Raw genomic sequence first — 11,304 nt, forward strand, 5'->3', positions numbered from 1 at the left:
CGGTGTGCTCAACGGATCCTCCTCCCCAGGGCGGTGGCCAGGATGACGAACAGGATGGCGACAAAGCCGACCGAGGCCATGGCCACCAGTGAGAGGGTGGCGCCCAAGGGCCAGTTGTTGGCCGGGCCGAACTGCACCTGGATGAGGTTGGCGACCATCTTGCCCTGCGAGCCGCCGACCAGCGACGGGGTCACGTAGTCGCCGACGGTGGGGATGAAGATGATCAGGCTGGCAGCGATGATGCCGGGCACGGTCAGGGGAAGGGTGACGCGGACAAAGCGTTCCAGCTTGGAGCAGCCGAGGTCGGTGGCGGCCTCCAGCAGCGAGCGGTCGATCTTCTGCAGCGAGACATAGATCGGCAGGATCGCAAAGGGTGCCCAGGCGTGGGCCAGGGTCAGCACCACCGCGAATTCATTGTACAGCAGGAAGGTCAGCGGCTCCTCGATCAGCCCCAAGGAGATCAGCGCCGAGTTCATCACCCCGTTGAAGCCGAGGATCAGTTTCCAGCTGAACACCCGCAGCAGGTAGCTTGACCAGAACGGGATGGTGATCAGCAAGAGCCACAGGGTTTTCTTGCGGGTGCGGAAGGCGATGAAATAGGCAATCGGATAGGCCAGCGCCACTGTCGCCATGGTCACGGCACCGGCAATGGCAATGGAGCGCAGCATCAGATGGCGCACCAGCGGGTCGGTGGCGGCCTCCAGATAGTTGGCCCAGGTCAGCGTCTTGTCGATCTCGACATAGGTCTGGGTCCAGAAGCTGTAGGCCACCAGGATCCCCAGCGGCGCAGCCACCAGCAGCCCCACATAAAGCGAAGCCGGGGCGCTGAGTGCCAGGCCTTTGCCAGCCTCGGTTCTGAGAAATCCGGCCATGTGACTCCGTTGCTTGCTTGATCTGCGGGCGTGGCGCTGCCATCTTAAATGGACAATCGTCCATCAAAATCTGCGGCCCGGGGGACCGTTCTGTCAACAGGTTTTTCCAAAAAATGTACAAATGTCCATTTTGCTTGGAGAAATCTGCGCGATATGGCTAGATGGGCAAATCATCACAGCTTGCCGCAGCAGGCGGACCCGCATAACAGCGGGGAAAACCTGCGCAAGTGTTTGGAAAATCGGGACCGGATGACGGGAAAAAGGGAACAAAACCGTGAACAGAACCGCCTGGCACTGATTGAGGCAGTGCTGGATTCGGTGGCGGAAAAAGGGATCTCGGAAACCTCCGTCAGCGAGATCATTCAGCGCGCGGGCCTGTCGCGCGGCATGATCCATCTGCATTTCGGCGGTAAAGACAACCTGGTGCAGGCCGCAGCGCATTACTCCTCGGAGGAGTATTACGACGGGCTGGATGCGCTGCTGCAGACAGCCGGCAACAGCCCCCAAGAGCGGATCGAGATGATCGTGCGCGGCGACCTCAGCGAACGGGTTCTGAACCGGCGCAATGTCAGCATCTGGTACGCTTTCCGTGGTGAATCCCGCAATCGCAAGGCCATCGCCGAACACTCAGACACGCGAGACGGACGGTTGCGGGGCATGGTTCACAACGCCTTTTCCAGGATCGTGCGGGAGGCCGGGACACCGGATGCCTCAGGCGCAGCGCGTGACGCCACCCACGGCACGCTGGCGCTGTTGGAAGGGATGTGGACAGACTTTCTGCTGCATCCCGACCGTTTCGACCGGCAAGAGGCGGCGCGGATCATCTTCCGGTTTCTGGCGGCGATGTTCCCTGCGCATTTTTCGCTGCAAGGTGCCATTCTCCCCCGCTAGCCTTGCTGGAATCGACACAGGGGCCGGCTGGCGGCCCCTGCGTTTCAGATCCCTGATTTCACCTTGGTCCAGGCACGGGTGCGTTGGCGCAGCGCCTTGGCGCCCAGGCTTTTGTCCGGGAACAAACGCGCCAGGGTGGGCGCGTCCGGGTAGATGCCCGGATCGGACAGGATCTCCGGCAGCACATGCGCGTCGGCCGCCGCATTTGCATTGGCGAAGAACACGGTGTTGGAGACCTCGGCGATCACCTCGGGCCGCAGCATGTAGTCGATGAAGGCATAGGCCGCATCCACATTGGCAGCATCTTCCGGGATCGCCATCAGGTCGATCCACATCAGCGTTCCCTCCTTGGGGATCGCGTAGAGGATTTCGACTCCGTTATCTGCCTCCATCGCGCGGGCCTGAGCGATGCCCGCGTCGCCGGAATACATCACCGCCAGGCAGACATTGCCTGCCGGCAGGTCGGTGGAGGGCTTCTGGTTGTTGAAATAGCGGATATTCTGCGCCGCCCCGGCCAGCAGGTCCTGCGCCTGCGTGATCTCTGCCTTGTCTTCGGAATAGGGATCAGCGCCGAGGTAGTTCAGAGCGACCGACAGCATCTCGACCGGCGAATCCAGCACCCCGATGCCGCAGTCCTTGAGCTTGGAGGCGTAGTCCGGGTTGAACAGCAACTCCCAGCTGTCAACGGGCAGATCCCCCAGCCGTTCGGAGACCAGCGCGGGATTATAGGCGATGCCGATGGTGCCCCAGGTGTACGGCACGCCCAGCTCGCGCCCGCCCGGAACCTTGTCGAGCGAGGCCAGGATTTCCGGGCGCAGGTTGCCGTAGTTTTCCAGACGCGATGTATCTATCGGGTGCAGCGCCCCGGCCTGCAGCTGGCGTTCGGCGTTGGAGGCGGCAGGGAAGACCACGTCATAGCCCGAGCCGCCTGCCAGCATCTTGGTCTCCAGCACCTCGTTGCTGTCGAAGTAGTCCAGCGTTACCTTGGCGCCGGTAGCGGCCTCATAGCCGGAGATGGTTTTTTCGCCGAAGTAGTCCGCCCAGTTGTAGATAGCGAGCTCCCCGGCGGCTGCCGGCGCCGCAAGGGCGGCCGCCAGAGTGGTTGCGAGAATGGTCGTTGGATTGGCCATGTTGTCCTCCCTGTTGCGCACTGCCTCAGCGCTGGCCGGAAGTTCCGGCGGCGTAGAGGCAGAGCAAATCGTTGGCGATCGTGGCTGCCGCGATGGCGGTGATCTCGGAGATGTCGTAGGCCGGGGCGACCTCGACCACGTCCATGCCGACCACGTCGGTGCCCGCCAGCCCGCGGATGATCTCCTGCGCCTGATAGGGGCTGAGGCCGCCGATCACCGGGGTGCCGGTGCCGGGGGCGGAGGCGGGCTCCAGAGCGTCGATGTCGAAGGTGACATAGGTCTTATGGCTGCCGACGATGCCACGGATTTTCTCCGCCACCGCCTCGGGGCCGGTTTTCTGCACCTCGATGGCGTCAATGATGTTCATGCCCATCGGATCGGGGTTGTGGGTGCGGATACCGACCTGGACCGAGCGGGTGGGATCCACAAGCCCTTCGCGGATGGCGTGCCACAGCATGGTGCCGTGGTCGATGCGGCCTTCCTCGTCGGCCCAGGTGTCGGAATGGGCGTCGAACTGGATCAGGCTCAGCGGCCCGTGCTTTTCCACGTGCGCCTTCAGCAGCGGATAGGTGATGAAGTGGTCGCCACCGATCGACAAGAGCGCGGTATCCGTTGCCAGCACGTCCCGCGCCGCCTGGGCGATCTGCCCCGGCACCTGGTGCGGGTAGCCATAGTCGAATTCGCAATCGCCGTAATCGACGACCCGCAGCGCCTCATAAGGGTCGGCCTCCCAGGGCCAGGGTTTCGACCAGGCTATGTGGCTGGAGCCGGAGCGCACCGCGCGCGGGCCCAGCCGGGTGCCAGAGCGGCTGGAGACCGACAGATCGAAGGGCACGCCCATCACCGCAACATCCGCGCCGCTCAGGTCGCGGGTGTAGCGGCGGCGCATGAAGCTGAGCGCGCCGGCATAGCTGGCCTCAGCAATCACCCCGCGGTCGGTTTCGCGGGTAAATGCCAGGTCGCCCTGCACGGGGTTCACGCTGGAGGTATCGGTCATCTGGGGCTCCGTTTGATTGGAATTTGCTTGAGCCCAGTTTGAAATCCGCGCTTATGCCGGTAAACTCAACAACAGATATATATCTAAAGGTATAGATGACGTCAGATTCCGCCTTCCCCGTGCTGCCTGCCCCGTGGGTGGGCCCAATGGCTGCCCTGGCCGAAACCGCCGGCACCGAGCGTTTTCCCGGCGCGCTGCGGCAGATTCTTGGCCAATGCTGCAGTTTCGATTCGATGATCATCTCGCGCTATGAGGGCGCGTCGCCGCCGGTGTCGCTGTATCAGGACCTGGATGAACTGCAGGCGGCAATCACGGTGGAGTTCTATGCGAGCGGCCCCTACCTGCTGGACCCGCTTTACCAGGCCTGCCGCAACGGCTGCAAACCTGGCGCCTACCGGTTGATGGACCTGGCGCCGGAGGCGTTCTACCGCTCGGAATACTACCGCGCCTTCTACCGCAAGATAAACATAAGCGATGAGATCGGCGTGCTGGTGCAGGACGGGGCAGAGCGCTGGCTGATCGTTTCACTCGCCCGCTTTGCCCGCCAGCAGCGGTTTGAGGCAGCGGATACCGGCAGGCTGAACGCGGTGTTCGAGGTGATTTCCGCCGCCCTCCGGCGGCAGTGGGGGCAGGCGGAAACCGCGGCGCAAGGGTTCCAGCAGGAGGGCTGGGAAGACCGCATGCAGACTTTTGGCACCGGCGTTCTCAGCCCGCGCGAGCGGGAGGTGGTGCAGCTGATCCTGCAAGGCCACTCGACACCTTCGGCCGCCGCCTATCTGGGCATTGCCGAGGGCACGGTGAAAGTGCACCGGCACCATGCCTATTCCAAGCTGGGGATTTCCTCGCAGGCTGAACTGTTTTCCATGGCCACCCGCCATCTGGCGGCGGGATAGAGCCGCGTTCAATCACGCAGTAAGCGGTTGATCTCAGAACAGGAAACTGCCGTGAGCGTCCGGCAGATCCTCCTTGGCCGGAGTTTCGAGATACTTCCGCACCGTCGGATCAATGCGCGTGCTGCGTACCGGGTGGACGCCGCAGGCGGCAATTGCCTCGCGTGCAGACACCCGTTCATCCAGCCGCTTCCAGATCGTCCGCGCCGCATAGGGGCGGGGAAACGGCCGCCAGGCCAGCCCCATAGTCATGCCGCGCAGGTACTTGAGCTGCTGGCGGTGGGCGGAGAACAGGATGGTCTGCGCAACGCTGCCTTCATGAGCGCGCTCATGCTCAGTGATAAACAGTCGGTTGCCGCGCATCGTGACCAACCCCTGATACCGCGAGATCTGCCGGATGCTTTGTTCCGGGTCATGGGCGATTTCCAGGTTGCGAGACAGGATCAGCCCGTCCTTTTCGATAAACCGGGTCAGCGCGCAAAAGATCCCATCGCCCCAGGAGGGGGTGTGGAAATAGGCGTGGTAGAAGCCGAGGTAGCGTTTCAAATTGCGCTGCTGGCCGCGGAACGGGGCCAGAAACTGCTCACCCGGGCCATGCTGCCCTGGGCCGGCCGCGGCGTCCAGGCGGGCTTCGAAATCGGAACGCGCGGTAAACAGCTGCGCTTCTGCAATCCCGAAGTAGCGGGCGATCCTGCGCAGGTTGTGCGCAGATGGCAGGCTGCTGCCATTGAGGTAGCGGTTGAACTGCTGCCGGTTGAGACCGATCTCGCGGCAGATATGCGCAATGCTGCCATGCTCGGCGCAAAGCGAACGCAGGTTTTCTGAAAAATTGACGGACAAGTGCCAAAATCCTTCGCGTTTTGACGCTAGGACCAGCCATCTAGCGTCACTCCGCGCATGTTTGCACAGTTTTGAATCCGGCGAAACCGGCGTTTCTGGAAACAAGCCGTGTGATTTTGGCGGACCGCAGACCAGGAGGACATAGGGGTGCGGGCGGCTTGAGGAACGGCGCAATGGGAGGCCCGCGTTTTGCGGGCTTCCTGATCTGATCCAAGGGAGGATACAATGCGGATCGAATGGACCAAGGCGCCGGTGGGGCGGCGCAAATTCCTGAAGGGCGCCACTGCGCTGGGTGCGGCAGCCGTTCTGCCGATGGGCTTGGGCAGCCGCGCCATGGCGGCTGGGGACGGGACATTGCGGGTGCGCTCCTATGGCGATCTGCAAAGCATTGACCCCGCGTACTCCAAAGGTGTGATCGACGAGGAGATCCACGCCGCGATCTACAACAAGCTGATCCAGTACAAGCCGGGCCGCGAATGGGACTGGCAGATGGATGCCGCCGCGATGATCGAGCAGGGTGACGAGACGCACATCAAATTCGCACTGCGCGATGACATCGGGTTTACGAACGGCTTTGGCGCGATGACTGCCGAAGACGTGAAATACAGCTTTGAACGGATTGTGGCGGAGGAGACCGAGAGCCCGAACAAACCCGACATGGGGCCGCTGAGCCACGTCGAGGTGACCGGCGAGCGCGAGGGAACCATCGTTCTGAAAGAACCCTTTGCACCGCTGTGGAGCATCGCGCTGCCCTATATCACCGGCAATATCGTGTCGAAAGAGGCCTGGGAGGCCGCGGGCGGCAAGGCGACGACGGATCCGCTGGCGGAGTCCGGACCCTACCTGCGCGACAGCTGGTCGCCCAAGGAAAAGACCGTGCTCAAGCGGAACCCGGACTGGAAGGGCGAAGCCCCCGCCTGGGATACCATCGAGATCCTGCCGATCGACGACGAAAACACTGCCGAGATCGCATTCGAGGCGGGCGAATTGGATTTCACCCGCGTCTCGCTGGGTTCGGTGGAGCGCTACCGCGCCGGGGTGCCGAATGGCGGCACACTGCTGGAATACCCGTCCTTGTACTATGCTTGGCTGGGCATGAACCTGGATCACCCAAAGCTGCAGAACAAGAAACTGCGCCAGGCCATCCAGCACGCCATCGACGTGCCGTCGGTCTTGGAGGCCGCATATTTCGGCGCTGTCGAACCCTCCACCGGCATCATTGCCCCGGGCCTTGCAGGCAACCGCCCCCAGTCGCTGGTGCCGCCGCAGGCGGATTTCGAGAAAGCTGCTGCGCTGCTGGCGGAATCCGGTGAGACCAATGTCACGCTGAAACTCGACACGCTGAACAAGACCACCTTCACCACCGCGGCGCAGGTGATCCAGGCGACGCTGGCGCAGATCGGCATCACGGTTGAGGTGAATGTGCTGGAATCCGGGGCCTTTTGGGCCAGCGCGGATAACGAGGACCTGCAGCTGGTGCTGAACCGCTACTCGATGACCCCCGACCCGTACTATGCGACCTCCTGGTTCACCACCGAGCAGGTCGGCCATTGGAACTGGGAACGCTTCAGCAACGAAGAGTTCGACCAGATCCACGCCTCTGCCTATCAGCTGACCGATCAGGCAAAGCGGGCCGAGATGTATCAGCGCGCGCAGGATCTGATGGAGGAAAGCGGTGCCTACCGGTTCCTGACCCATGAGGCGACGCCGGTGATCCATTCGGCGGGTGTGGTGCCTGCGCTGCGGCCCGACGGGCTGGCGCTGCTGCGCTACTTCGGCAAGGCCTGACACTCCCCTCAGGCCCGGTCCTCCCCCCGGGCCTGACCTGGCACGGCTGCAGCTTGCGGCGCGGCCGTGCCGTTTTCATCCGCACAGCGAAGATAAGGGAGCCATGCGGCCATGTTACTTTATGCAACCCGGCGGTTCGGGCTGGCATTGCTGATCCTGATCGTGGCGGTCACCGTCATGTTCCTGATGATCCGCGCCGTGCCCGGCGATCCGGTCCAGATCATGCTGGGCCCGCGCGCCACGCCTGAGCTGCAGGCGCGGCTGACGGCTGAGCTGGCGCTGGATCAGCCGATCTGGAAACAGCTTCTCATTTTCTACGGAAACCTGTTGCAGGGGGACCTGGGGATAGACGTGTTCTCGGGCCGCCCGGTGACCGAGATCGTGTTTCAGCAATTGCCGCACACCCTGTGGCTTATCCTGGGCTCTATTACCTGGTCCGCCACGCTGGGCATCGCGCTTGGCGCCTATGCGGCCGCGCATCCGAACACACTGATTGACCGCATCACCGCTGCAATTTCGGTAAGCTTCGTGGCCGCGCCCGCCTTTGTGGTCGCGCTGCTGTCGCTGCTGATCTTTGCGGTGAACCTGCAATGGTTCCCGGCCATCGGCGCGGGAGAGGGCTTCTGGGGCCGTCTCAACCACTTGGTTTTGCCCGCCTTTGCCATCGGCCTCAGCTGGGTGGGCTACATCGCCCGGCTGGTGCGCGCCTCGATGCTGGAGGTGATGGGCGAGAGTCATATCCGCACCGCCCGCGCCTTTGGCATCAGCGAGCGCCGGGTGGTGATGGTCTATGCGCTGCGTATCGCCATTTTGCCGGTGGTCACAGTGATCGGCGTCGGCATGGGGTTCCTGCTGTCCTCTGCCGTTTTTGCCGAGATCGTCTTTGCCCGCCCCGGCCTGGGCAAGCTGGTGATCGACAGCATCACCACCCGTAATTACCCGATCGTGATGGGGTCGGTGCTGATCTCGACAGGCCTGTTCGTGGTGTCCACCGCGCTGGCCGACCTGATCAACGCCTGGCTCGATCCCCGCGCCCGCACGGCGATTTGAGGAGGCTGCAATGTCTGACGTTCAATCCGGAACACAGCCGGCCTCCCCGCCTGGGGCCTCGCCCAAATCCCGGTCCGAGCTGGGCCAGATCCTTCACGGCGTCGCCCGCGACCCGCTGGGGCTGATGGGGCTGATCATTGTCGGCACCATCGTGTTCTGCGCGATCTTTGCCGCCTGGATCGTGCCTTATGATCCCGTGGCGATGAATATCAAGGACCGCCTGCAAGGGCCCTCCGCGGCGCATCTTCTTGGCACTGACCAGCTGGGGCGCGATACGTTCTCCCGCGTGATCATGGGCGGCCAGGTGGCGCTGAAAGTGGCACTGCCCGCGGTCTTCGGTGCCATGGCCATCGGCCTGACTCTGGGCATGATCGCGGGTTACGGGCCGAAATGGCTCGACAACCTGCTGATGCTGTTCTTCGACACCATCCGTTCCTTCCCGACGGTGATGTTTGCGCTGGCGGTGGTTGCGCTGGTGGGGCCAAGCCTGCAGACCGTGGTGTTTGTGGTCATGGCGACCTCGATCCCGACCTACGGCCGGGTGGCACGGACCCAGACGCTGACCTTGCGCAACTCGGAATTCATTCTGGCCGAACGATCCATGGGCGCCAGCATGAAGCGTATTCTGGGCGTGCACATGCTGCCCAATATCGTCGGCGTTCTGGCGGTGCTGGCGGCGATGGACATCCCAACCGTGATCGCGCTGGAGGCGGGGCTGTCCTTCCTCGGCCTTGGGGTGAAACCGCCGACACCCAGCTGGGGTGCGCTGCTGAAGGACGGCTATTCCCTGATCCGCCAGACCCCCTGGCTGGTGGTGGGCGGCGGGCTGCCGATCATCCTGGCAACGCTTGGCTTCACCTTCTTGGGCGAAAGCCTTCGCGATGTGGTTGACCCGAAACTGAGGAAACAGCGATGACCGATACGCTTCTGGAAATTGACCGCCTCAGCGTCGACTATGAGACCGCCCGCGGCGACCTGAAAGCCTTGCGCGAAATCTCTTTTGACGTCCGCAAGGGGGAGATCGTCGGCATCGTTGGTGAATCGGGCTGCGGCAAGTCGACCCTGATCTCCTCGATCCTTCGGCTGACCGCGCCGAACACCCGGTTTCGTCAGGGCGAGGTGCGGTTCAAGGGTGAAGACCTGCTGCAAAAACCCGAGCGCCAGATGCGTGATCTGCGCGGCGCCGATATCTCCATCGTGTTCCAGGATCCAATGCAGACCCACAACCCGGTGCTGTCTATCGGTCAGCAGATGCTCGATATCCAGCACCGTTCCAAGGCATCAAAGGCCGAGAAACGGGCGAGGGCGGCCAAGATGCTGGGGGCCGTCGGCATCCCCGACCCGGAGGCACGGCTGGACCAGTTCCCGCATGAGTTCTCCGGCGGGATGCGGCAGCGGATTGCCATAGCCATGGCGCTGATGTCCGAACCCGACCTGCTGATCGCAGATGAGCCGACAACGGCGCTGGATGCCACGCTGGAGGTGCAGATCATCGAGCGCCTGCAGGAACTGCAGCAGGAGTTCGACTGCGCCATCCTGTTCATCTCGCACCATCTGGGCGTGATTGCAGAGCTTTGCGATCGCGTAGTGGTGATGTACGCGGGCGCCGTGGTCGAAAGCGGCGAGGTGCGCGAGATCTTCCACGATCCCAAGCACCCCTACACCCGCCGCCTGATCGACTGCGACCCGGGCCACATCAAGGAACGCGCCCGCGTGCTGCCAACGATCCCCGGCGAGGTGCCTGATCTGGCAAACCTGCCCGGCGGCTGCATCTTCCGCGACCGCTGCGACCAGGCGATGCCGCGCTGCGCGTCGCATGTTCCGCCGCTAACACAGCTGAAGGACGGCCACCACGCCGCCTGCTGGCTGAACCACAAGGAGGCCGCGGAATGAGCCTGCTGGAAGTCAAAGACCTCAAGACCAGCTATGGCCCTGTCAACGTGCTGGCCGGTGTCAGCTTCACCGTTGAGCCAGGCGAAACCTATGCGCTGGTGGGCGAGAGCGGCTCTGGCAAGACCACGGTGATACGAGCAATTGCCGGTCTGGCCCCGGCGCAGGAAGGCTCGGTCAAGTTCGAAGGCCGGGAAATCCGCGGCGCTTCGGAACGCGAATTGCGCCCCTTGCGCAAGGACATCTCGATGATGTTCCAGGACCCGGTCGGCTCTCTGTCGCCGCGTCTGACGATCCGCAGCCTGATCACTGAACCCTACCGCATCCAAGGCATGAAGGACCGCGATCTGGACGCCGAGGCCAAGCGTCTTCTGGAAATGGTGAACCTGCCTGCGCATTTTGCAGACCGCTATCCCTATCAGCTGTCAGGCGGGCAAGCGCGGCGGGTCGGTGTCGCCCGCGCGCTGGCGCTGGAGCCGAAGCTGATCCTGGCGGACGAACCCACCGCGGGGCTGGACGTGTCGGTGCAGGGGGAGCTTCTGAACCTGATGAACGACCTGCGCGAACGGCTGGGGCTGGCGATGGTGATCATCACCCACAACCTGAATGTCGTGCGCCATGTGGCGGACCGGATGGGCATCATGTACCTGGGCAGGCTGGTTGAGGAGGGCACGACGGAGGCCATCTTCAAGGACCCGCGCCATCCCTATACCCGCTGCCTGCTGTCTGCAAACCCGGAGCCCGATCCCGACGCCCGGCTGGAGCGCATCGCGCTAAAGGGCGAACCGCCCAGCCTGCTGCGCCGTCCCAAGGGTTGCGAGTTCCGCGAGCGCTGTCCCTTCGCGCAGGAGATCTGCATTCAAACCCCGCAATGGGAGGTCGAAAACGGCCACGGGTTGCGCTGCCTTGCTCCCTTGAGCTGACGGCCTTCCGCCCGAAACCCCTCAACATCTGAA

General features: G+C 63.3%; 11 protein-coding genes. 7 read left to right on the forward strand and 4 right to left on the reverse strand.

What is annotated here, in order from left to right; genetic code table 11:
- Positions 1 to 8: 8 nt before the first annotated feature.
- Entirely contained in the window at positions 9 to 872 is an 864-nt protein-coding gene (locus AC5STI_RS21115; RefSeq protein WP_495448221.1) for an ABC transporter permease, read from the reverse strand.
- A gap of 48 nt (positions 873 to 920) precedes the next feature.
- Between AC5STI_RS21115 and AC5STI_RS21120 the strand changes: the two genes are divergently transcribed.
- A complete protein-coding gene (locus AC5STI_RS21120) occupies positions 921 to 1,763 on the forward strand; it encodes a TetR/AcrR family transcriptional regulator (protein ID WP_495448222.1) in 843 nt (280 codons plus the stop codon).
- Positions 1,764 to 1,807: 44 nt separating this feature from the next.
- Here AC5STI_RS21120 and AC5STI_RS21125 read toward each other — a convergent pair whose 3' ends face one another.
- The gene (locus tag AC5STI_RS21125; protein ID WP_495448223.1) at positions 1,808 to 2,893 is read right to left on the reverse strand and encodes an extracellular solute-binding protein; all 1,086 of its coding nucleotides are present in this window, start codon (positions 2,891 to 2,893) and stop codon (positions 1,808 to 1,810) included.
- A gap of 25 nt (positions 2,894 to 2,918) precedes the next feature.
- Complete coding sequence (gene speB, locus AC5STI_RS21130) at positions 2,919 to 3,890, reverse strand: agmatinase (RefSeq protein WP_495448224.1); 972 nt, start codon at positions 3,888 to 3,890, stop codon at positions 2,919 to 2,921.
- Positions 3,891 to 4,036: 146 nt separating this feature from the next.
- Between speB and AC5STI_RS21135 the strand changes: the two genes are divergently transcribed.
- Positions 4,037 to 4,783 carry a helix-turn-helix transcriptional regulator gene (locus AC5STI_RS21135; protein WP_495448225.1) on the forward strand — a complete coding sequence of 249 codons (747 nt, stop codon included), beginning with the start codon at positions 4,037 to 4,039 and terminating at the stop codon, positions 4,781 to 4,783.
- Positions 4,784 to 4,816: 33 nt separating this feature from the next.
- On the opposite strand, the gene AC5STI_RS21140 is transcribed toward AC5STI_RS21135, so the two are convergent.
- Positions 4,817 to 5,620 (reverse strand): helix-turn-helix transcriptional regulator, encoded by an 804-nt coding sequence (locus tag AC5STI_RS21140; RefSeq protein ID WP_475053677.1) that lies wholly within the window; start codon positions 5,618 to 5,620, stop codon positions 4,817 to 4,819.
- A 225-nt stretch (positions 5,621 to 5,845) separates the two neighbouring features.
- On the opposite strand from AC5STI_RS21140, the gene AC5STI_RS21145 reads away from it, so the two are divergent.
- The 5 genes from AC5STI_RS21145 (at position 5,846) to AC5STI_RS21165 (ending at position 11,271) form a co-directional block, all read left to right on the forward strand.
- Entirely contained in the window at positions 5,846 to 7,408 is a 1,563-nt protein-coding gene (locus tag AC5STI_RS21145) for an ABC transporter substrate-binding protein (protein ID WP_495448226.1), read from the forward strand.
- Between the two features lie 111 nt (positions 7,409 to 7,519).
- Positions 7,520 to 8,458, forward strand: a complete 939-nt coding sequence (locus AC5STI_RS21150; RefSeq protein WP_495448227.1) for an ABC transporter permease — start codon at positions 7,520 to 7,522, stop codon at positions 8,456 to 8,458.
- A 10-nt stretch (positions 8,459 to 8,468) separates the two neighbouring features.
- Positions 8,469 to 9,374 carry an ABC transporter permease gene (locus AC5STI_RS21155; RefSeq protein ID WP_475053681.1) on the forward strand — a complete coding sequence of 302 codons (906 nt, stop codon included), beginning with the start codon at positions 8,469 to 8,471 and terminating at the stop codon, positions 9,372 to 9,374.
- The gene (locus tag AC5STI_RS21160; RefSeq protein WP_495448228.1) at positions 9,371 to 10,351 is read left to right on the forward strand and encodes an ABC transporter ATP-binding protein; all 981 of its coding nucleotides are present in this window, start codon (positions 9,371 to 9,373) and stop codon (positions 10,349 to 10,351) included. The genes AC5STI_RS21155 and AC5STI_RS21160 overlap by 4 nt, the downstream gene beginning before the upstream one ends.
- On the forward strand, positions 10,348 to 11,271 hold the full coding sequence (locus tag AC5STI_RS21165; protein WP_495448229.1) for an oligopeptide/dipeptide ABC transporter ATP-binding protein: 924 nt from the start codon (positions 10,348 to 10,350) through the stop codon (positions 11,269 to 11,271). The genes AC5STI_RS21160 and AC5STI_RS21165 overlap by 4 nt, the downstream gene beginning before the upstream one ends.
- Positions 11,272 to 11,304: the final 33 nt, after the last annotated feature.

The sequence above is a fragment of the Leisingera sp. CC-HEC096 genome, assembly GCF_059429235.1.

What these genes read in the sequence shown, in the direction of transcription:
- AC5STI_RS21135 (WP_495448225.1), top strand. Translation starts at nt 4,037, where the DNA reads ATGGCTGCCCTGGCCGAAACCGCCGGCACCGAGCGTTTTCCCGGCGCG.
- AC5STI_RS21145 (WP_495448226.1), top strand. Translation starts at nt 5,846, where the DNA reads ATGCGGATCGAATGGACCAAGGCGCCGGTGGGGCGGCGCAAATTCCTG.
- AC5STI_RS21165 (WP_495448229.1), top strand. Translation starts at nt 10,348, where the DNA reads ATGAGCCTGCTGGAAGTCAAAGACCTCAAGACCAGCTATGGCCCTGTC.
- AC5STI_RS21125 (WP_495448223.1), bottom strand. Translation starts at nt 2,893, where the DNA reads ATGGCCAATCCAACGACCATTCTCGCAACCACTCTGGCGGCCGCCCTT.
- AC5STI_RS21155 (WP_475053681.1), top strand. Translation starts at nt 8,469, where the DNA reads ATGTCTGACGTTCAATCCGGAACACAGCCGGCCTCCCCGCCTGGGGCC.
- AC5STI_RS21160 (WP_495448228.1), top strand. Translation starts at nt 9,371, where the DNA reads ATGACCGATACGCTTCTGGAAATTGACCGCCTCAGCGTCGACTATGAG.
- speB (WP_495448224.1), bottom strand. Translation starts at nt 3,890, where the DNA reads ATGACCGATACCTCCAGCGTGAACCCCGTGCAGGGCGACCTGGCATTT.
- AC5STI_RS21120 (WP_495448222.1), top strand. Translation starts at nt 921, where the DNA reads ATGGACAATCGTCCATCAAAATCTGCGGCCCGGGGGACCGTTCTGTCA.
- AC5STI_RS21115 (WP_495448221.1), bottom strand. Translation starts at nt 872, where the DNA reads ATGGCCGGATTTCTCAGAACCGAGGCTGGCAAAGGCCTGGCACTCAGC.
- AC5STI_RS21150 (WP_495448227.1), top strand. Translation starts at nt 7,520, where the DNA reads ATGTTACTTTATGCAACCCGGCGGTTCGGGCTGGCATTGCTGATCCTG.